This window comes from Clostridium sp. HCS.1, assembly GCF_047900555.1.
Lineage (GTDB): Bacteria > Bacillota > Clostridia > Clostridiales > Clostridiaceae > Clostridium.
In genome coordinates, this window is sequence record NZ_CP170704.1 from 2,745,113 (window position 1) to 2,766,846 (window position 21,734).

The window sequence follows — 21,734 nt, forward strand, 5'->3', positions numbered from 1 at the left end:
CCCTCCTACTCATAATAATTAAACTTTTTTTCTATTAATTCTAATATTTTTGTTATTAGTCCATTAAAAATTAAATATACAATGGCTACTACTACAAAAGGCATAATAGATGATATTCTATTAGCTGCTATCTTAGCAATTTTTAACAATTCATCTAAACCTACAACATATATTAAAGCTGTATCCTTTACTAAAGTAACTACTTCATTTGCTACTGGTGGAAATATTCTCTTTAATGCTTGTGGCATTATTATTCTAAAAAAGGTATCCTTCTTAGTTAAGCCAAGAACTTCTGCTCCTTCAAATTGTCCTTTATCTATTGATAAAATACCTGCTCTAAATATTTCTCCAAAGTAAGCTCCATAGTTCAATACCATTGCTAGTATAGCTGCTGGGAATCTTGGAATATTTATATTTATTAATGGTAATCCAAAAAATATAAATAATATTTGAAGTAATAAAGGTGTGCCTCTTAAAACTAATACATATATTCCTGTTAATGATTTAATTGCCTTAACCTTAGATAACCTTCCAAGTGCAATTATGATTCCCAAAGGTATTGATAGTATTAATGTTATAAAAAAAATTTCCATTGTTACCTTTAGTCCTTCTATCACTTGAGGAAAAAAAGCTATTATTTCATTTATTAGTTCCAAAACAAACCCCTCCTGCATTTTTATTTAGCAATAATATCTTCTCCAAACCACTTTTTAGATATTTCTCCTGCTTTTCCTTCATCTATTAATTCTTTAAATGCCTTATTAAAAGCTTCCACTAATTCTTTATCATCTTTTCTCATACCTACAGCATAAGATTCTGATCCAAAATCTTCATCTAGTACTTTATACTTGTCAGCCCCTCTTTGATTAATATAGTACTTGGCTAATATTTCGTCTGCTACAACTGCATCTAATCTTCCTGCTTCCAAATCCATTAAAGCTTCATTATTAGTATCAAAAGTTACCACTTTACCATCTTTGAAAGTTGATATTATATCATCATCTGCTTCTATTGCATCAACTGCACTTGATTGATTTTGTGCACCAACTACAGCTCCTTTTAAATCAGCTTTAGTATTAATCTTTGAATCTGCTAAAGTTATTATAACTTGTCTATTGTTTAAATAAGAAATTGAAAATTCGACTTTTTCCTTTCTTTCTTCAGTAACGCTATATCCATTCCAAATAAAATCTATATTACCACTATTAAGCTCTGTTTCCTTCATACTCCAATCTATTGGTTGAAACTCTATTTCCTTACCAAGTTTCTTTTCAATTTCCTTGGCAAGATCTATATCAAAGCCTGTATATTCACCATTTTCATTTTTAAATCCCATTGGTACGAAGGTATCATCAAACCCAAGTACTAATTTTTCTTTTTCTAAAGAACTTTCGTTTTTTTTCTCTCCACATGATATTAATGTAACAGATAATATTGACATTAGTACTAATGATAATAATTTTCTCCTAAACTTTAAATTCATATCTACATCCCCCTTAATATTTAGTTAGTGTAAAGTTTTTTACACTATTTTTCTTTTAATTTCTTTATATATCAAGGTTTCGAAAGTTTTTTTGCATAAAAAAACAACGACCCCCTAATTTCATGTTAAAATTGAATCGCTAAACCACAAAATCAACACGAAAGGTTGTCGTTATTATGGATTCAATTATAACTTATTTACTTGCATATAATCAATATTTAATTAAAATTATTTATCAACTTCTTTTATTTATTTCAAAGCATATTCCACTTAAACAAATGGCCTTTGATGACTCAAATAGCCCGGAATATCAAAAATTTAAAGTAGACAAGCTGCCTAAAATTCTTAAATTCGAAAAAGTAGATTATAAATTACTTTTAGCTTATTACAAGCATAGATATAATAAAACTGTAAAACCAGTCCAAAGGCGAAACGGTAAGTCTATTCCCGAAAAAACTATATGTCCTAAATGTGGTGCCCCTCACGAATATATTTATGATAACAATGGTAGTAAAGGACAGTTTCAATGTAAAGTTTGTGGTCTTACATTTAAAGAAACTAATTATGCTACTAAGCCATTAGTATTTATCTGTCCATATTGTGGAGCTACGCTTACGGAACAAAAACAACGTAAGCACTTTAGGATACATAAATGCACTAATCCTAAATGTTCCTATTATCAAAAGAATCTTAAAAAGATTCCTAAAGATATTGATCCATCTGAAAAGTATAAATATAAGCTTCATTACATATATCGTGAGTTTACTATTAACTTTTTCAAAATGGATTTAAATCGAATATCTAAGTATGCTACAGGCTTTAGTTTTAAAAAGTTTAATCCGCATATAATGGGGCTTTGCTTAACTTATCATGTTAATTTAAAGCTTTCTACAAGACAAACTGCCAATGCACTAAAAGAAGTTCATGGAATAGATATTTCACATACAATGGTAGCTAAATACGCATTAACAGCAGCTACTGTTATTAAGCCATTTGTAGATACATTTAATTACAAACCATCTAAAATACTCTCTGCTGATGAAACCTATATTAAAGTTAAAGGTATCAAGCATTATGTTTGGTTTGTAATGGATGCTTGTAAAAAATCAATTCTTGGCTATCAAGTATCTGATACAAGATCTGTAGGCCCTTGTATTCTAGCTATGCGTATGGCTTTTTATAAGTTTAAAAACTTCCCTGGTAAAGCTCTAAAATTCATTGCTGATGGCTATACAGCCTATCCGTTAGCGAAGCAACAATTTGAACTTGAAGAAAATAAAGACTTTGATTTAATTCAAGTTATTGGGCTTACTAATGATGACGCTGTATCATCTGAACATCGTTGGATTAAACAAATAGTTGAACGTCTTAATAGAACCTTTAAATCCTCTTATCGCATAACCTGTGGTTATGGTAGCGAAGATGGAGCTCTTTATGGGGTTAGTCTTTGGGTTGCATATTATAACTTTCTAAGACCTCACCCATATAATTATTGGAAGCCATTAAACGAAATTCCTGCGCTAGATGGTATTGATAATATGCCAGCTAAATGGCAAATACTTATCTCACTTGGTCAACAAACTATTTTACATATGCAAGAATCTAAAACTTCTTGATAAATAACAAAATCGCATATCGATTAAATTTTTGCCTCCGCCATCGAAGGTCTTTTCGTCATACTTAAATTTGGTGTAAATTTTAAATTTTAAAGAATAAATTGAAATTTATTCCTCTAATTTAATTAACTCTACTTTTCATACGAAACTTTACACTATCAATATTTATCACTTACGCTTTTCTTATTTATTACTTTATCACAGTAAAGTAATAAAGTCAATAGATATATTAATTTTTTAAAATAATAAAGGTAGCTATTAAAGCTACCTCATTATTTTAATCTAGTTCCTTCTTTTTCTTGAACTATCTTTCCTTCTTTCATTAAACCACCAAGTGCCATTTTAAAGTAATTCTTACTAGTATTAAAAGTTGCTTTTATATCCTCTGGTTTAGATTTATCATTAAAGGGCATAAATCCACCATTCTTCTTTAAATACTTTAATATATCTTCTTGAATTTTATCTCTTTCACTTAATCTTGTTTGTCTTGGAGTTAATCCAATTACTCCATCTTCATATATTCTTTTTACTCTTAATTTCATTTCAGTTCCTGGATAAATTTCAGTATAATATTCATTAGGTAAAATTAATCCTCTATACTTTGAATCAATAGCAATATGGACTGTTCCTCCTTCGGTTTTTCCATATACTTGACCTATTACTTCTTCTCCAACCTTATATTCTTTGCCCTCTTCAGTAGCATTTAAAATATAATCTTCAACATCTGTAGTTGCAGCTAATCTATCTGTTTTATCTAAATAAATATAAAATAAATATTTACTTCCTGTATGTAATTTATATCTTTGTTCCTTTAATGGTACAAAAATATCTCTGTCTAATCCAAAATCTACAAAAGCACCAAATTCTGTTTGAAAAACTACTTTTAAATATCCTACTTCTCCAACTGTTACTAAAGGTTTTTTAAATGTTGCAATTGGTCTATCCTTTGAATCTCTATAAACAAAAACCTCTAATTTATCACCAACATTAATATCTTTTCCTTCTGACATTGATTTAGGTAATAGGACATCTGTTTTACCTTCATCCCCTAAATAATATCCAAATTCTTTTTCTCTTTTAACTTCTAATAAATTATATTTACCTATGTTAACCATTTTTCCTCCTGATTTTATAAGTATTCCCTACTAATTTTTACATAATTAATTGCAGATTGTTCTATGTGTGCAATTTCTTCTTCTGTAAGCTTTCTTACTACTTTAGCAGGACTACCCATAATAAGAACGCCTTCTTCAAATTCCTTATATTGAGTTACTAAAGATCCAGCACCTATAATAGTATTCTTTCCTATTTTTGCTCCATTTAGTATAATTGATCCCATACCTACTAAAACATTATCAGCAATAGTACATCCATGAATAATCGCTCTATGTCCTATAGTTACATTTTTACCTATATTAGTTTCGCAATCAAAATCTACATGAACAACTGAGTTTTCTTGAATATTAGTATTTTCTCCAATATGAATTTTACTCATATCACCTCTTATAGTAGTTCCGAACCAAATATTAGCATTCTTTTCTATAACAACTTCTCCTATTATATCAACACTTTCTGAAATATAGCAAGTCTTATCTATCACTGGTTTAATTCCCTTAAAATCTAAAATCATTTTTCATCCCTCCAAATTATTTTATTTAAAGTTATTTTATCACTACTTAATATTATTGTCATTATTTGCACTTATTAAATACTATATATATAATATAACAATTTATTTTAAGGGGCTTAAGTTGGGAAGGAAAAAAAGTAAGGATATAGATAACTTTGATAAATCAAATATTAAGTATTACTATGGAATAGCAAATTATGATACAGTCTATTCAACTGGTAAAGTTACTCCTATAGATGCTTATGAATATGCATATAAACTTGGATTAAACTTCATGTTTACTACAGATCACAACTCTTATCTTTCTGATGAAGTATATATAAAGGAAAGTAAATACTCAAAATTTCAAGGTAGTAAAATTTATGCGTCTAGAATTCGGAAAAAGTATACTGACTTTATTCCTCTAGTTGGGTTTAAATGTAGTACTAATCAATATGGTGATATAAATATAATTAACACTAATAACTTCTTTACTAATATTATTGGAGATTTTAAAATCCTAGCATTATGGATGCTTAATAACATAGATGCTTTTATAACCTTTAACTATATAAATAAAAACAACAAACTACTTCCTTATAATGAAGTTCTAAATAAAATAATAACTTCTGTAGAGGTTAATAATAAAATTCCAAAAAGTGATAAATATTATTACAACTTCCTAGATTTAGGATGGATGTTAGGTGCTATAAGTAAATATAGTATAAATAATACACTTAACTTAGGTGAATCAGAAAATTTAACAGTTTGTATTTGTAATAACCTATCAACCTCAAATATAATTTCTGCTTTTAGAGAACGAAGAACTTACTCAACGGAATCTAGATATCTAAAATTTTACTTTACTATAAACGATGAATTTATGGGAGAAGAAGTTTTTATATCATCTTCTAAGATAAGGTTTATGATTTTCGCCGAAGATATGAAGTATAAGATTAAAGAACTTCAAATAATAAGTAATAATGGAAAAGTTATAAGAGCTATTGAAAATATTAATTTAAATAGTATTAAATATTTATATGAACATAGGAAAGAAAATAATGAATCTTGGTATATTATTAAAATAATAGAAGATGATAATAGAGTAGCATTTAGCTCTCCAATTTTTATTGGTAAAACTAGCCAAATTATTTAAATAAACAAATAAATAAACATGACATTACTTTGCAGAATGCCATGTTTATTTATTTTCAAAGTGTTTATTTTTCTTGACTTTTTAAATGTTTAACTCTATTAGGCTTAGCCTTTGGTCTAATTTCTATCTTCTTTTCTTTCTTCTTAGGTCCACCTGTATTATGGATATCCATAAACCACATAAAGAACCAAAGAATAACTATAGTAAATAGCATAGTTACCCAAACATTTGTTGATTTAACAAATAATTGAACTAAAAATAGAGCTACTGCTATTCCTAATGGAATCCATTTGTTTATTCTTACCTTTGAAAATACGTACTTTCTTCCAAATGTGAATGATAAAACCATTAATCCGATAGTAATAGCAATGTATACTATATAAAATAATATGTTGCCCACAGCATAATTCCTCCTTTGAAAGCTTCTTATTATATATTAAAAGAAATACCCTATATTTTCAAGATAAATAAATTTATTTATTTTTATATTTTCAAAATATTATTCTAGAGTAAACTTTTAGCAATATATTAATTATTATTAATATTTTTATTAAATTTATTAAAATACCCTTCTAATTTAAATAATTATTTGATAAAATATAGTAAGCAATTAAAAAATGTTAAAATGAGGTGATTTTATGAGTATAAACCTTACTAATCAATTGGATGAATTAGATTATCAAATATTAGAATTATTAATAAAAGATTGTAGAACCCCTTACTTAGAAATAGCTAGAATATGTCATGTTAGTGGTGGTACTATTCATGTTAGAATGAAAAAAATGGAAGAGCTTGGTATAATTAAGGGAACGAGAATTCTATTAAATTTACCTAAGCTTGGTTATGACGTATGTTGTTTTGTAGGAATATATATAGACAAGACCTCTTCTTATGATTTAGTTTTTGAAGAATTATCAAAAATTAAAGAAGTAGTAGAGTTACATTTAACTACTGGTACTTATAGTGTTTTTGCAAAAGTTGTATGCAGAAATATTTCTGATCTTCAGAACATATTATTAAACAAAATTAATCCAATTTCTGGAATCCAAAGAACTGATACTATCATTTCTTTAAATCAACCTATAGACAGAAATATTACTATATAAAGTATAAATCCTATATTATTGGTTAAACTATTTTCATAACCGATAAAAGGGAGGATTTATATGAAAGTATTAGATTCAATTGTTCTTATTTTAGTTATTGTTGGAGCTGTTAACTGGGGGTTAATTGGATTTTTCCAATATAATCTAGTTAACAACTTATTCGGCTTTATGCCTGCTTTAGAAAGAATAATCTATGCGTTGGTAGGTATTGCTGGACTATATTCACTTTCATTTTTCGCGAAAAACAGATATATTAATTCAGAAGAATAATATAGATATAAAGGGAGTAATCAATTACTCCCTTTATATTTTTTAATATGACAAAATCTATAGTCTAATACTTTAATGATAAGTACATTTTATACCTAATAAAGCCTACTTTAAAAGTAGGCTTTATTAAGTATTTATTTCATTTTTTTAATAATATCAAACAACTCTATTGCTGCTTCTTTTGGACCATCTTTTTCTTTTCCTTCTAAAGCTAAACAAGTCTTAATTTGTCCAACTTTAACAGTTCCATTAAACATAGAATCAAAATATTTTTCTATTAAAATATTAGTTTCTTCTTGCTTTTGTGCTGGTCCAAATGGATTTGCAAAGAAACTTTCAACTAATCCTTTTTCTGATGTAGTTCCTTTAGCCATTCTAGCACCTGATTTAAATACCTTTATTGCATCTTCTGGAGTCTTAAAGTATTCAATTGAGTTATCTCCATCCTTAACTTCTGTATAGTTATTTGCATATAGGAATAAATCTACTTCATACCCCTTAATAATTTCTTTATATGGTGCAACTGGCATTACTAATCTTGCATTAATTTTATCTGGATTCATAAATATACTTCTATCTATCTCTTTAAAAGCATAACCTTGATCTAAATCATCTAATCTTACAAAAGCACCTATTTCTGTTCCATAACCATATATTTTTCCGTCAATTTCTTTAAATGTTCCCATATCATCAAATATAATTGTCATATTGCTAATATAATCTTCACTCAATGTTCTAAATGCTTCTAAGCTTTCTGATTTACCTGCTCCACTATCACCCATAATAACTACATTAGCTGTTTTTCCATCTTTAAGTTCGATATTAACCATAGCCCCATGTATTGGTAAATATCCTCTCTTAATCATAACTAAATTATGAAGTGTTAATGTCATCTTCTTCATATATCCAAAGTAATCTATTTCTTCTGAGTGATTTACATATCCAACCATAATATCATTTTCTTTATCATCATAAAATACAGTTTTCTTTTTACCACTATCATCAGTAGCACCAAATACATAAACTAAATCTGGTTTTTTACCTCTATACTCTTCTAATCTTGCCATTTCAAATAAATTACATAATGTTATTCCATGTTGCATATAATCTCTATGGAAATAAATAAATGCAATTAATTCTCCTACTTTAGCTGGATAACAGAACCAATGATCCTTATTTAAGAAAGTATCCATTAATGGATTTTCATTTACTTCTGTAAACATTCCGCTTCTTGTATTTTTCTTAGGATATGTTATAAAAGGAGTTTCCAATAATATACAGTCAATAAACTCAACATCTTCTAATGCTTCATATCCTTTTGGTAATGGCCATAATACCTTATTCACCATAATAGAAGCATTTCCACCAACTGGAATCTGTCTAAATACATTTGGTTTATATCCTAATATATTCTTCTCAATCTTTCTGTATAATTTTAATATTAAATTAGATAAAGATGAATTTGCTTGTGTAAAACTAACTGCTGATAATCCATATTGTAATTTATTACTGTGTATAATAGTATATCTTTCTAAGGTTCTCCAGAATAAATATAAATCTTCAATTAAAGCTATAAACTTATCTTTATCTGAAAATAAATCTTTATATTTAGGATTTGCATCTACTATTTCTTCAACATTCATAACCGTAAAATATTTAAATATTTTTATTAAATTAGATGTTATTAAATCTATATCTTCTGTTTTTAAATTCTCTTTTAAATATCTCCAGCTTAATGTAACTTTTTTCTTTGATTTTTTCAAATAAACTTCAATGGTTTTACAAAATCCTTGACTTTCAACCAATTCTTCAAATGTACTACAATATTTTGCAGTAAAATTAATTAATACTTTATCATTACTTATAGAAAACTCTTTACGCATGATTTGCCCCCTTTTGAAATATACTTCTTTGTAAAATTTCATTTTCCTGTTGTTTTTTTATATTATAACACATAATATGCAAGTTTCAACAGAATGTTTTTTCATTTTTTATAAAATTTATTAGTTTTTTATATTTATACAAAAAGTAAACGTAATCAGAAATTTTTATAAAAAATTTTTTTATAATTTATTAATTTTCCGAAAATTTTAATTATTATTTACATAATAATTTATATATTAACGAAATTAAATGTTATTTAATATATTATCGTTCACAATTATTTGCTAAATTATAAATTTTATTCAAAATTTATGCAAATATAAAGGAGCTGCATAAGCACAGCTCCTTATTGTATTTTAATTAAGATTCTTTAATACTACTTCTCTAACTTTTTCCATTAATTGTTTTTCTTCTTCTCTACTTAACTTATCAGTATATATAGGTTCTCCAAAGGTTACAGTGATATCTATGGGTTTAAATTTTCTATCTATTTCATAAGCTCTATATGCCCCATTAATTGAAACTGGAACAACAGGTGCTTTAGCCATAGTAGCAAGCTTTAAACTTCCCTTCTTAAATTCTCTAAGTTTTCCGTCTTTACTTCTTGTACCTTCAGGAAATATTGCCATACTATATCCTTTTTTAATATTCTCTGCACCTTCACGTATAACTTTAATTGCCTCTCTAGCATTTTCTCTATCTAAGGGAACACAATTATAATTTTTCATCCAATATCCTAATACTGGAGCTTTAACCATTTCCTTTTTTGCTACAAATCCCATACATTTACCAACTGAATCAATTAATAATGGTATATCTAAAATACTTGTATGATTTCCAATATAGCAGCATGGTTCATCAGGTATATTTTCTTTACCAATAACAGTTACATTCATATTTAATGCTTTATGTATTGTGTATCTTGCCCAATCTTCACCTACTTTACCACTATAATCAATGGCAGCCTTCTCCCCTTTAGTTTTTTCTATATACCAACGTTTAATAGCTTTGCACTGCATAAATAACATATAAAATCCATAAGCTATAATTTTATAAAACTTCACAAAATCCACTCCCTATATCATATTTTACCTTATTATATTATAAGTGCTAAATTTTCTTTCTTCAATTATATTTTTATTATGTCATGTCTATAATAAAAAGTATATAATAAATATCTTTTATATAATTTTATTTTTATAAGGGAGATTAAATGATTAAAAAAGCTAAATTACTAAAAAAAATTCAGAATGTATTTATACTAATTTTAATAATACTTTCTATTTTTTTATTTAAAGAATTACTATATAAGAAAAACCACTCTATTAATCCTAATGAAATTAAAATTCATTATATAGATGTTGGTCAAGGAGATGCTATTTTAGTGCAAGTCAATAATAAGAATTTACTTATAGATTCAGGCCCCAAAAGTGATAAAAAGAAATTAACTAATTATTTAGATTCAATTTATATTCCTCAATTTGATTATGTAATTGCTACCCATCCCCATGAGGATCATATTGGAAATATGAGCTACATTATTTCCAATTATAAAATACTTAATTTTTATTCTCCTAAAGTTGAAAGTAATACCACTGCCTTTGAAGGTATGGCAGAAGCTTTATCTAGAAAAAATATTAAAATTAAAATATTAAAAGCTAACAATAAAACTATAAATCTTGGTGAAAATACTTTAGTTGAAGTTTTCTCTCCCAATTTAGATAGTTATGATAACTTAAATAATTACTCACCTATTATTAAAATTTATTACGGAAATAACTCATTTTTATTTACAGGAGATGCTGAAGAAAATGTTGAAGCAGAGGTTATTAATAAATCTTTTAATTTAAAAAGTGATGTATTAAAACTTGCCCATCATGGCTCTTCTACTTCAACTAGCAAAAATTTTTTAGACAAGGTAAATCCTAAAATAACAATAATCTCTGTTGGGGAAAATAACAGTTATGGACATCCAACTAAAGAAACCTTAGATAAAATTAAAAACACAACAGTTTATAGAACCGATATTAATAGAAGTATAATTATTACTTCTGATGGAAAAACATTGAAATCTTCTTTTAAATGATAGATGCTCCTAAATATTTAGGAGCATCTATCATTTAAGAAGACAATTCTTAAACTAATATATAAATTTATATTTATTCTCCTACCGCATCTTCTTGGTTAATTAAAATTTTTTCTTTATTAATTTCATTTATATCTATAATTTCACCATTAACAGTATCTAAGAATTCCTCTTTTAGTTCTTTTTCTTTAATTGGCTTATTATCAGCTTCAATTTTTTCTTTATTATTGTTCACGTAAGATTTCCAAAGCATATATATATTATATAGGTTAGTTACGTCTTGTTCATTGTATAAAAGGATTGTTTCTATTTTTTCCTTAGGCATCCTTAATATATAGTCTTTATCTTTTAATACTTTATTAAAGGTTTTAGCAAGATTTGATCCACTTATTACTTCTCCTTCTCTGTGGATATTAAAATCTTTTTCTAAATTCTTAAGGCCTATAGAATGCTTCATTTCTTTTTCATATTCTCTTTGAATATCTATATCTTCAAATTCCTTAGAAAAATTAAGTTCTATTCCATATTTTTTGAACAAATAATTAATTACTGTATAATCATTGTTTCCAGAAAAGGTGACAATAGCCTTTTTTCCTTTATTTTTCATCTTTAAAAAGTATTTTTTAGCTAATTCCAATATTTGTATTGATTCGTATTTATTTTCAATCATATATTGTGTTACATATAGCTTACCATTTTCAAATATACAAGCTCCAAAGACTCCTATGCATTTTGGCTTTTTATAAACATAGTGTTCTAAGTCAAAAAAAATAAGCTCTTCAGGTTTCCTACTTATATCAGCTGTTTTAAGCATAAATTCTCTGTTTATAGAGTCTACCTCTATTATATTCTCTCTAATAATCACATTACCACTCTTTCTTCCTTATCATTATCACCTTTTAATTCCTTAATTTATCTTATAACATTATACCACCTTTTATAAGAATATAGAATAAATTTCTAAGGCACTTTACTCATATAACAGATATTATATAATTACAACTCTTTATATTACATAATATTATATAATTTATATTATGTTCATAAAATTAAAAGTTAAGATAATAAAAAAATATCCTCTACAATTATATGATTGACTGCTATTTAACATTTTGATATTATTAAGCTATGATAATGATTTTCAGTATTAAAAAGAAATCCAATAAATATCAAATTAAAATATTAAATAATTATTTATTGTATCTCATCTCAAATTTAATAATATAAGAAGAAGGTGTTCTCATGGAAATAATAATCACTTTAGCAATTGTTTCTTTAGCAGCGTATATATTATTTAAAACCTTTCATAAATCTTCTAAAGGTAGCTGCAGCTGTAAAAGTTGTTCTGATCATTGTCCAATGTATGAAGATAAATCTAATATACTAAAGATAGAAAAAACGCAAAAAAATGCATAGCTATTGCCATGCATTTTTTCTTTATATTATATTTTTTCTGCATTTTTAATTATTTCTTGGTTTTTCTTCATTAATCTTTCATAATAGATCTTTAAAGTAGCTACAGTTGGAGATGCAAGAAGCATACCTATAGCACCAAAAAAGCCACCACCTATCAAAACAGCTATTATAATATATAAAGGTCTCACTCCAACCTTATCACCTATAAGTTTTGGATCTAAATACCATCCATCAAAAAGTTGAAGTGCTAATAAAACTAAGAATACAACTATTCCTTTAGTTGGTGATACAAATACATTAAATAAGAATCCAATTATTTCTCCTATAAAAGGACCAAAGTAAGGAATCATATTAGTTACGCCAACTATAATAGCAAGTAAAAATGCATATTCTGATTTCACTATAGTTAATAGGATTAGTGCCATAACAGCTATAATTGATGAATCTATTGCCTTAATGCCAATATATTCACCTATCATCCTATGATAAATTCTAACAGACTCAATTAATTTCTTAGCTCTCTTTTCTTTAAAAACTAAAAAAACAATTTTTTTACTCTCTCTAATAATTCTATCTTTATCAATCAATACATAAATTGAAATTAGTAAACCTAGAAATAGTTTTACTAGCTGACTTGAAAAAACAAATATATATCCTATTGCCCCTTCTAATAAAGTTATAGCCATGGTTCCAAATTGTGCGATTAATTCATTAAGGCTATTCATAGCATCTGTATTATTTATAATTTCATGTATTGAATTAATATTTAATATTCCATCTATCCATCCTTGTGCTTCTTTAATATATAAAGGAATATTAGATGTAATATCTATAGCACTATTAATCATATTAGGTATTAAGAATATAGATATTACTATTATCAATACTATTAATAATAGATAAGAAGATAATATAGCCATTCCTTCTTTTACTTTCATTCTTTTCTTTATAACCTTAACCAATGGATTTAATATATATGCAATAATAAATCCATAAACCACAGGTAATAATAAAGACCATAGCTTTTTAATAATCTTAAAAAAATAATAATAATTCTCTACCAATTTATACCCAATCAATCCAATAGCTATAGCAAAAATAACAATTAGTAATAAATCTCTATACTTATTATCTTTAAAAATACTATCTACTCTCCTTATAATTTTATTAATAATATATCATATTTTAAGTGTATTTTTGTATGTTTTTAGTGTATTTTTATAAAATTAACAAGTTGTTAATTAAAAATTAAGCTTACAGCTAACCAATAATCAACTGTAAGCTCAATATCTATTTTACATCTTATCTACTACCTCTATACCAATTAAAGCTAATGAATTTTTAATTACTTGACAAGTAGCTTTAACTAAATTAATTCTAGCTTCTTTTAATCCTTCATCCTCTAAGTTTAATACAGAATGTGCATTGTAGAACTTATTGAATAACTTAGCAACTTCTATAGCATATCTAGTAATTATAGAAGGTTCTAACTTTTCTGTTGCTAAATGAATTTGCTTTCCAAAGCCTTCTAAGGATTTAATTAATTCAAATTCTTCCTTAGTATTTAGTTTAGAATAATCTGCAACGCCTTTTAATTCACCAGCTCTTGTTAATATACTATTTGCTCTAGCATAAGAATATTGTACATAAGGACCTGTTTCTCCTTCAAAGGAAAGCATTTCCTTCCAATCAAATACAATATCCTTTTCTCTTGAATTTTTTAGGTAAGTAAATACTATTGCTCCAACGCCTATTTTCTTTGCAACTTCTTCTTTATTATCTAAATTAGGATTTTTTTCATTTATAACTTCTAAAGTCTTATCTACAGATTCCTTTATTAAGTCATCTAATAATATAACTTCACCTTTTCTTGTTGAAAGCTTTCTATCTGCAAATTTAACTAATCCAAAACCTACATGAACACAATCTTTAGCCCATTCATGACCTGCAAGTTCAAGAACTTTAAATACTTGTTTAAAGTGTAAAGCTTGAGGTGTTCCAACTACATATATACTCTTATAGAAATCATAGGTTTTCTTTCTATACATAGCAGCTGCTAAATCTCTTGTTGCATATATTGAAGCTCCATCTCCTTTAAGTACTATACATGGTGGCATGTTATACTCATCTAGCATAACTACTTGAGCTCCATTACTTTCAACTAAAAGATTTTTTTCTTTTAATTCTTCAACTACTGCATCCATTTTATCATTATAAAAAGCTTCTCCAGCATATGAGTCAAATTTAACATCAAATATCTCATATATTCTTTCAAATTCTTTTAAACTTAAATCTCTAAATCTCTTCCATAAAGCTTCTACTTCTTTATCTCCTTGTTCTAAGGCTTTAAAGTAAGCTCTTCCTTCATCTTCTAATGCTGGATCTTTCTCTGCTTCATCGTGGAATTTAACATATATTCTTAAAAGCTCATCTATAGCATTCTTTTCTAATGCTTCTTCATTTCCCCATCTCTTATATGCAGAAATAAGCTTTCCAAATTGAGTTCCCCAATCACCTAAGTGATTAATTCCCTCTACAGTATAGCCTTCCTTCTTAAATAACTTATAAAGTGAATTACCTATTGCTGTAGTAAACAAATGTCCAACATGGAAAGGCTTAGCTATATTAGGTGATGAATATTCTACGCATATAGTTTTCCCATTTCCTATGTCACTTGATCCATAATTTTCAGTTTCAGATAAAATTTTATTAATAGTATTTTTACTAAACTCACTTTTATCAACGAAGAAATTAATATATGGTCCTATATTAATTATTTTTTCGAATCCCTCACCATCAATTTTTTCTTTTAATTCTTCTGAAATCATATTTGGAGCTTTTCTAAAAGCTTTTGCTAATTGAAAACATGGAAATGCATAATCACCCATTTCACTTTTAGGTGGTATTTCTATCAATTTCTCAATACTTTCAATATCCATATCCACATGCTTACTTATAACTTCAGCAACCTTCTTTTTATAATCCATTTGTATCCTCCTTACAGTTTTTAAGCAAATTCTAATTTTTCAAATCTCATAAATGAAAAGCTAAAGTGCTTATATCTTTTAAAATATATTATCTATTATTATTTCCCAGAAAATAAAAAAAGTCTCTTAAATAAATAAGAGACGAATAAATCCGCGGTACCACTCTGATTGCAATAAATGCCACTCAATGCTTTAACGCAGCAAACGAACTATCCTACTTAATTTCAGTAGCTATCTCCAAGGCTCTCTTCCTATCATTCTATCTTATAAGGCTTACACCATCCCTTACTCGCTAAAAAGACTAAAATATAGTACTCTTCTTTTCATAGATTTTAATATATTCTTATATAATATCAACATTATACATAAATGAAAGATTTATTGTCAATATAAAATCAAAAGCTTCTCTATACTTTATTATTATAAATGTTATAATATTTTATATTGGATGTTTTTTAATTTTTAATTAAGGAGATATTTATGGATAGAATCGGTATTATTGACATAGGTCCAAGTTCTCTTAGGCTTATGTTAACTGAGATTAATAACAATGGGTATTTTAAAATAATTGATGAGCTTAAAACATCAATCAGATTATGTCATGACTTGGTTATGGATGATAGTATTTGTAATAATAATTTTACTACCATACTTTCTACTTTAAAAGCATATAAATCATTATGCACAATTTCTGGTGTAAATAAAATTTTTGCTGTAGCAACTGAGTCATTAAGAGATGCTAGAAACAAGGATATATTACTTCCACTTATAAGAGATGAACTAAACATAGATATAAGAGTTTTAAGTTGTGAAGAAGAAATTTTTTATAACTTTTTAGGTGTAAAAAGAAGTATGTACATAGAAAATTCTCTCTTAGTTGAAGTAGCAGGCACTGATACACATTTAGCTTGGGTTAAATCTAATAATATAATTAAAAGTGTAACTTTGCCTATTGGTAGTGTTAATTTAAGTTACAACTTTGACCTAAAAGATAGAATACTACCTAATGCTTTAAATGCCACCTTTGAATATTTATCTGATTTACTTGAAGATATTGATTGGCTTAAAGAAGCAAAATTTGAATCAATAATCGGTATAGCTTCCATTATTAGAAATATCGGTAAAATAGATAGAGTAAGAAAAAGATATCCATTAGAGATAATTCACAATTATGAACTTACTGATATTGATGTTAAGGAAATTTTTAATTTATTAAAATCTAAGGACTACAAACAAAGGCAAAAGCTTGAAGGAATAGATTCAGAAATTGCAGATATTGTAGTTGGCGGAACTGCTATATTTAAAAAGATTTCTAATATGGTCCAATGTAGTAAAATTACTATTTCAAAAAGAGGTTTACGTGAAGGTATACTATATGAATATATAAAGGAAAATTATTCACTAGAAAATGATATTTTAGATTATAGTATTAATGGAGTATTAGACACACTAAATGGAGACAAAAATCATGCTAAAAACGTATTTAATATGACCTATTATTTATTTAATGCTTTAAAGCCACTACATCATTTAGGCGATGAATTTTATAATATTATTAAAACTTCATCAATGCTTCATGATTGTGGAACAAGTATAAATTATCATGGACATCATAAGCATTCCTTTTATATAATTTTGAATTCTTTAATTAATGGTCTTAATCATAAAGAACTTCTTATGAGTGCTGCTATTGCTGCATCTCATAGATTTAATACTTATCAAACTCCAATATCACCATTTTCAGCTATAATAAATCAACTTGATTTAAAAAACATTAAATATATTGGTGTTCTTCTTAAAATAGCTGAAGGCTTAGATAGAAGTTTAGTTGGAGCTGTAAAAAAACTCGATGTTTCCTTTGATGAAGAAACAGTCACTATAAATGTATATTCTGACATAGATGTGGATTTTGAAATTCGTCAAGCTTTAAGAGCTAGCGAAATCTTTAAAGAAGTTTATAAAAAAGATTTAGTTATTAACCCAATATAAATATAAAGAGCTGTGGCTAGCGGATTTTTTACCCCCTAAGGCCACAGCTCCTTTCTTTAAAAGAATATCCCTAGAACTACTCTAGCAATTATTGAAAATAAATTATATATAAGTTTAACAGGATAAGTTAAAATATAGCTTCCCAATAGAACAATAACTATAAGTATTACCATTTGATAATCATACATTTTAATTCCATACTTATAAAAATTCTTAGGACTAAGTTCTCTAAATAAATCAAAACCAGCAAGTCCTGGTATAGGTAATAAGTTAAATATAAATAAGCTTATATTCACAGTACAAACACTATTTAACATCATTCCTATAATAAAATATGTTGTATTTGATACTACACCATATGCCATGTTACCCCATATTTGAAATATAAACATTCCTATTAATGCCACTATTAAGTTAGCTAATGGTCCTGCTATTGTTACCTTGATTTCATCCTTATAACCTCTCTTAAAAGCACTTGGATTAATTTCTACTGGTTTAGTCCACCCAAATCCTGCAATTATAATCATTATAAATCCAATTAAATCTATATGTGCTAATGGATTTAAAGTTAGTCTTCCATTAAACTTAGGTGTTTTATCCCCTAAATTATCAGCAACTTTAGCTCTTGCATATCCCTGTGCAACAAAAGCAATTAGTATTGCAGGGATTGTTATTATCTTCATTAATATCTGACTTTGCATTCTAGTCCTCCTTATTGGCTTTTTTTAAATTATATCATATATATTTAACAAAAAGTGGAATGTACATACATATCATTCCACTTTTATTATTTGTTATCATAAACTATTACGGATTTACTTGAGTCCCAGCATTTGCAGATGTTTGTGGTTTTGTTTCCGGAGTTGTTTCTGGTGTTGTTGGCTTTGTCTCTGGTGTTGTTTCTGGTGTTGTTGGTTTTGTCTCCGGAGTTGTTTCTGGTTTTGTTTCCGGAGTTGTCTCTGGTGTTGTTGGTTTTGTCTCCGGTGTTGTTGGCTTTGTCTCTGGTGTTGTTTCTGGTGTTACTGGTTTCTCTGTTTCTGTTTTCGGTGGTGTTGGAGTTGTTTGTTCCTCTTTATTCTTATCATCATAATCTTCTGGTTTTATATTATATAAAGCATTATATCTAGCTTCTTTCGCATCATAAGCAGCTGCTACATTTATTACTGAATTCAAATCAAATTCATCTGGATTTGGCAGCTTATTATTAAATATAAAATCATGCATTATCTTTGCACTTTGTTCAAGATCTATAAGTAAACACCAACCTCTATCTTTATATAAATTATCTCTTGCAATAAGTTCTGTTTGTGGTATTTGTAATTGTTCAAAATCTAAAGAAGGTAATTTATATATTGTATATGCTAAATTTAAGGCTTCTGGTATATCCATATTTGTTTTTACTTGTTTTGATAATGTATTAGCAATAGATACATATTTTAAAGGATTTACTTCTTTTAACTTATTAGCAATTTGGAATAAAACTTTACTTTGTCTTTCACTTCTTTCAAAACCACCATTTCCTACATATCTTATTCTTGCATAAGAAAGAGCTTGTTGGCCATTTAAAGTTTGTAATCCTGTTTCTGTTATTGGCGGAGAATTTACTCCGGTAGATTCACCTATATATTTATTAACTTCATCTATTTCATAATCTTTTATATCTGCTTCAATTCCCCCAATCTCATCTATGATTTCTTCAAATCCCCAAAAATTAACTATAACATATTTATCTAAATGAATATTGAAGTTGTCTTCTATAGTATCCATAAGTAAATCTGCTCCGCCTTCAAATCCTCTTAGCTTTCCATCATCATTTAGCTCTGAAGATCCATAAAAAAAGGCAGCATTTATTTTATCTTCTCCATACTCTGGAATATCTACTACAGTATCTCTTATTATAGATGTCAACTTAACTTTTTTATTGTTATTATCTAAAGTTGCAATAATTATAGAATCTGCTCTAGCGGCTTCATCTTCAGTTCTACCGTCAGTACCTATTAATAAAACATTTGTAATTCCTTCAACTTCTTCATAATCAACTTTCTTCTCTTCATTAGCTTTAGTTGTAGGTTTTATAAGAATTCTATTTCTAATTTGATTATAATATCCTAACACTACTGCAATTAAAATAGCTAGTACCCCTAAAGTAGAAAACAATATAATTTTCTTCTTACGTTTCTTATTTTTTTTCTTAGCTTTTATTTTCTTTAATGATTCATTTTCACTCATTCATAATCCTCCCTTTACCTTCCTATTATATACTTATTATCATACAATCCTCAATAGCATCTTCTCTATTATACAAAAATTAAAATAAATTTTCATTACAAAATAATAACAATATTATATCTTTTTATTTCTACCTTATTATAATACCCAATTTAAAATATTTTTAGTTAATTTATGTTTAATTTTTCTAATTCCTGTCAATAATCTAAGCAAGGAGTGATAAACATGGATAATATGAATAATAATTCTTCAAAAGAAAATTTAAATAAAAAACAAAAATCAGCAATTTTAGTTACTATAGTTACATTACTTGCTATTGCTTTTTGTGCAAGCTATTTTATTACTGATTATTTAACTAAACCTAATAAACCAGAAGAACAAAATGAAAATGTATTTTCAAATAATGAATATTTAAATGATGATATTTTTATAACCTTAAAAACTAAAGATAATGTAGATATGGTAGATAATTTCATTAACATAAAGAAAAAATTAAACTTAAAAGAAAAATTAACTGAAGAAGAATTCTCAAAAGAACTATCTAAAGATGGCTATAAACTCATTGAAAAAGATGAAAAAAAGCTTACATATAGTCGCGATAAAGAAGTAAAAAGCGATAAATTTGAAGCTGATAAATATTACTTAGGAGAAGATAATGGATATATTTCTATATTTAAAACTGATAAAGACGGAAATATCATTGAATCTGAAAAAAAAGTATATACAGATTCTAAACCAATTAGTCATCTTCCAGAAAAAGATCAAAACTATATAAAAGAGCATAAATTTTCTTTTGATTCAAAAGATGAAGCTTTACAAAAACTTAGTGAAATGATATCATAAATTGTTGTTATAATTAAATGCACCCCCAAATGTTAGAAAAAATATCCAACATTTTGAGGTGTATTTTTTATAATTTCTCTAGCATTTTAACTGTTATATCTACTGCTTCCTTAATTTGTTCTTCTGAACTTATTGTAGCTTTATTGTCACCTTCTTGCTCACCATAACTTCCAAATTGAGCATGATTTCCGCCTTTAATTTCAAAGAAAGTACTATTTTTAGGTAAATTAGCATTTCTTATTTTCTCTAAATCAGCAACTCCATCTTCGCTGCCGTATATACTTACTACTTCTATCTCTTTATCTTTAAGCTCATCTCCACTAGGATAAGAAGCATATAGTGCCAATCCTTTTATATTATTATTCTCACTTGCAAACTTACTAGCCATTACTCCACCTAAGGAATGTCCACCAATAGCCCAAACATCAATATCACTATATTTTTCCACAACCTTTTCTGCTTTATTAGGAGAAAATACAGCTAAATCTAGTGGCATTGGTACTATAACAACTAAATACCCTTCATCAGCTATTCCTTTTGCTAGTAAAGAATAGGCCTCTTCACTAACCTTTCCCCCTGGATAAAATATAAATCCTTTATTTATCTCCTTATTCTTAGGTATAAAAGTTATGAACTCATCTTCACTTATATCTATTGTATCTTCATTCTTTAATATAGACATAGCTTCAGCAGTAGGTTTATAATTATTGTTTGCCCATAATATGAAGAATGTTGTTCCTATTAATAAAATACTTAAAATAATTATTATACTTTTTAAAGCTCTATTTTTTTTCATTATTAACTCCTTTGTATTTATTATTAACATATGTATTGTAATAACTTTTTAGTTTAATTTGTAGATTTTATCTATAAATTAATTATAATATTTATTAGTAATTTTAGAAGTAAATAAGTAAAATAAAATAATCATGGAAATATTATTACGAATTTTCACATTTTCAGACAAATATTATATTAATATAATATGTAATTTTTAATTTTTATTAAATATTCATAAAAAAAATAAATTTTTGACAGAAAATTTATTTTTTTATTTACA

Annotated in this window: 21 protein-coding genes and 1 other annotated feature; of the genes, 8 read left to right on the forward strand and 13 right to left on the reverse strand. The window is 26.7% G+C overall.

Annotated features, from left to right (window positions below; genetic code table 11):
- Positions 1 to 5: 5 nt before the first annotated feature.
- Positions 6 to 647: an amino acid ABC transporter permease gene (locus ACFYH6_RS13050; protein ID WP_416178840.1), complete on the reverse strand. Its 642-nt coding sequence runs from the start codon at positions 645 to 647 to the stop codon at positions 6 to 8.
- 29 nt (positions 648 to 676) lie between these two features.
- A complete protein-coding gene (locus tag ACFYH6_RS13055) occupies positions 677 to 1,483 on the reverse strand; it encodes an amino acid ABC transporter substrate-binding protein (protein ID WP_416178835.1) in 807 nt (268 codons plus the stop codon).
- Positions 1,484 to 1,659: 176 nt separating this feature from the next.
- Here ACFYH6_RS13055 and ACFYH6_RS13060 point away from each other — a divergent pair, with 176 nt between their 5' ends.
- The gene (locus ACFYH6_RS13060; RefSeq protein ID WP_416180558.1) at positions 1,660 to 3,099 is read left to right on the forward strand and encodes a DDE-type integrase/transposase/recombinase; all 1,440 of its coding nucleotides are present in this window, start codon (positions 1,660 to 1,662) and stop codon (positions 3,097 to 3,099) included.
- A gap of 272 nt (positions 3,100 to 3,371) precedes the next feature.
- Here the strand turns inward: ACFYH6_RS13060 and ACFYH6_RS13065 are convergent, their stop codons facing one another.
- Positions 3,372 to 4,214: a S1 RNA-binding domain-containing protein gene (locus ACFYH6_RS13065; protein ID WP_416178426.1), complete on the reverse strand. Its 843-nt coding sequence runs from the start codon at positions 4,212 to 4,214 to the stop codon at positions 3,372 to 3,374.
- A gap of 14 nt (positions 4,215 to 4,228) precedes the next feature.
- Positions 4,229 to 4,729: a gamma carbonic anhydrase family protein gene (locus ACFYH6_RS13070; protein WP_316344997.1), complete on the reverse strand. Its 501-nt coding sequence runs from the start codon at positions 4,727 to 4,729 to the stop codon at positions 4,229 to 4,231.
- A gap of 121 nt (positions 4,730 to 4,850) precedes the next feature.
- Between ACFYH6_RS13070 and ACFYH6_RS13075 the strand changes: the two genes are divergently transcribed.
- Entirely contained in the window at positions 4,851 to 5,864 is a 1,014-nt protein-coding gene (locus ACFYH6_RS13075; RefSeq protein WP_416178425.1) for a histidinol phosphatase, read from the forward strand.
- 64 nt (positions 5,865 to 5,928) lie between these two features.
- Here the strand turns inward: ACFYH6_RS13075 and ACFYH6_RS13080 are convergent, their stop codons facing one another.
- Positions 5,929 to 6,264 (reverse strand): hypothetical protein, encoded by a 336-nt coding sequence (locus ACFYH6_RS13080; protein WP_416178424.1) that lies wholly within the window; start codon positions 6,262 to 6,264, stop codon positions 5,929 to 5,931.
- 238 nt (positions 6,265 to 6,502) lie between these two features.
- Here ACFYH6_RS13080 and ACFYH6_RS13085 point away from each other — a divergent pair, with 238 nt between their 5' ends.
- Positions 6,503 to 6,970 carry an Lrp/AsnC ligand binding domain-containing protein gene (locus tag ACFYH6_RS13085; RefSeq protein ID WP_316345418.1) on the forward strand — a complete coding sequence of 156 codons (468 nt, stop codon included), beginning with the start codon at positions 6,503 to 6,505 and terminating at the stop codon, positions 6,968 to 6,970.
- A gap of 60 nt (positions 6,971 to 7,030) precedes the next feature.
- Positions 7,031 to 7,240 (forward strand): DUF378 domain-containing protein, encoded by a 210-nt coding sequence (locus ACFYH6_RS13090; RefSeq protein WP_316345414.1) that lies wholly within the window; start codon positions 7,031 to 7,033, stop codon positions 7,238 to 7,240.
- Positions 7,241 to 7,374: 134 nt separating this feature from the next.
- Here the strand turns inward: ACFYH6_RS13090 and ACFYH6_RS13095 are convergent, their stop codons facing one another.
- Positions 7,375 to 9,123 (reverse strand): phosphoenolpyruvate carboxykinase, encoded by a 1,749-nt coding sequence (locus tag ACFYH6_RS13095; protein ID WP_416178423.1) that lies wholly within the window; start codon positions 9,121 to 9,123, stop codon positions 7,375 to 7,377.
- 357 nt (positions 9,124 to 9,480) lie between these two features.
- On the reverse strand, positions 9,481 to 10,188 hold the full coding sequence (locus tag ACFYH6_RS13100; protein WP_316345417.1) for a lysophospholipid acyltransferase family protein: 708 nt from the start codon (positions 10,186 to 10,188) through the stop codon (positions 9,481 to 9,483).
- A 149-nt stretch (positions 10,189 to 10,337) separates the two neighbouring features.
- Between ACFYH6_RS13100 and ACFYH6_RS13105 the strand changes: the two genes are divergently transcribed.
- Positions 10,338 to 11,210: a ComEC/Rec2 family competence protein gene (locus tag ACFYH6_RS13105; protein WP_416178422.1), complete on the forward strand. Its 873-nt coding sequence runs from the start codon at positions 10,338 to 10,340 to the stop codon at positions 11,208 to 11,210.
- A gap of 73 nt (positions 11,211 to 11,283) precedes the next feature.
- Here the strand turns inward: ACFYH6_RS13105 and ACFYH6_RS13110 are convergent, their stop codons facing one another.
- On the reverse strand, positions 11,284 to 12,075 hold the full coding sequence (locus ACFYH6_RS13110; RefSeq protein ID WP_416178421.1) for a ribonuclease H-like domain-containing protein: 792 nt from the start codon (positions 12,073 to 12,075) through the stop codon (positions 11,284 to 11,286).
- A 377-nt stretch (positions 12,076 to 12,452) separates the two neighbouring features.
- Here ACFYH6_RS13110 and ACFYH6_RS13115 point away from each other — a divergent pair, with 377 nt between their 5' ends.
- Entirely contained in the window at positions 12,453 to 12,626 is a 174-nt protein-coding gene (locus tag ACFYH6_RS13115; RefSeq protein ID WP_316344632.1) for a FeoB-associated Cys-rich membrane protein, read from the forward strand.
- A 26-nt stretch (positions 12,627 to 12,652) separates the two neighbouring features.
- Here ACFYH6_RS13115 and ACFYH6_RS13120 read toward each other — a convergent pair whose 3' ends face one another.
- Together ACFYH6_RS13120 and argS are read right to left on the reverse strand one after the other, a co-directional pair.
- On the reverse strand, positions 12,653 to 13,705 hold the full coding sequence (locus ACFYH6_RS13120; RefSeq protein ID WP_416178420.1) for an AI-2E family transporter: 1,053 nt from the start codon (positions 13,703 to 13,705) through the stop codon (positions 12,653 to 12,655).
- 216 nt (positions 13,706 to 13,921) lie between these two features.
- Positions 13,922 to 15,613: an arginine--tRNA ligase gene (argS, locus tag ACFYH6_RS13125; RefSeq protein WP_316344634.1), complete on the reverse strand. Its 1,692-nt coding sequence runs from the start codon at positions 15,611 to 15,613 to the stop codon at positions 13,922 to 13,924.
- A 134-nt stretch (positions 15,614 to 15,747) separates the two neighbouring features.
- Positions 15,748 to 15,949: a binding site (T-box leader), on the reverse strand.
- 144 nt (positions 15,950 to 16,093) lie between these two features.
- Between argS and ACFYH6_RS13130 the strand changes: the two genes are divergently transcribed.
- Complete coding sequence (locus tag ACFYH6_RS13130) at positions 16,094 to 17,602, forward strand: Ppx/GppA phosphatase family protein (RefSeq protein WP_316344635.1); 1,509 nt, start codon at positions 16,094 to 16,096, stop codon at positions 17,600 to 17,602.
- Positions 17,603 to 17,658: 56 nt separating this feature from the next.
- Here ACFYH6_RS13130 and ACFYH6_RS13135 read toward each other — a convergent pair whose 3' ends face one another.
- Together ACFYH6_RS13135 and ACFYH6_RS13140 are read right to left on the reverse strand one after the other, a co-directional pair.
- Positions 17,659 to 18,303 (reverse strand): site-2 protease family protein, encoded by a 645-nt coding sequence (locus tag ACFYH6_RS13135; protein ID WP_316344636.1) that lies wholly within the window; start codon positions 18,301 to 18,303, stop codon positions 17,659 to 17,661.
- Positions 18,304 to 18,409: 106 nt separating this feature from the next.
- Positions 18,410 to 19,831, reverse strand: coding sequence for an LCP family protein (locus ACFYH6_RS13140; RefSeq protein ID WP_416178419.1), 1,422 nt, complete (start codon positions 19,829 to 19,831; stop codon positions 18,410 to 18,412).
- A 225-nt stretch (positions 19,832 to 20,056) separates the two neighbouring features.
- Here ACFYH6_RS13140 and ACFYH6_RS13145 point away from each other — a divergent pair, with 225 nt between their 5' ends.
- Entirely contained in the window at positions 20,057 to 20,674 is a 618-nt protein-coding gene (locus ACFYH6_RS13145) for a hypothetical protein (protein ID WP_416178418.1), read from the forward strand.
- 67 nt (positions 20,675 to 20,741) lie between these two features.
- On the opposite strand, the gene ACFYH6_RS13150 is transcribed toward ACFYH6_RS13145, so the two are convergent.
- The gene (locus tag ACFYH6_RS13150; RefSeq protein ID WP_416178417.1) at positions 20,742 to 21,470 is read right to left on the reverse strand and encodes an alpha/beta family hydrolase; all 729 of its coding nucleotides are present in this window, start codon (positions 21,468 to 21,470) and stop codon (positions 20,742 to 20,744) included.
- Positions 21,471 to 21,734 lie beyond the last annotated feature (264 nt).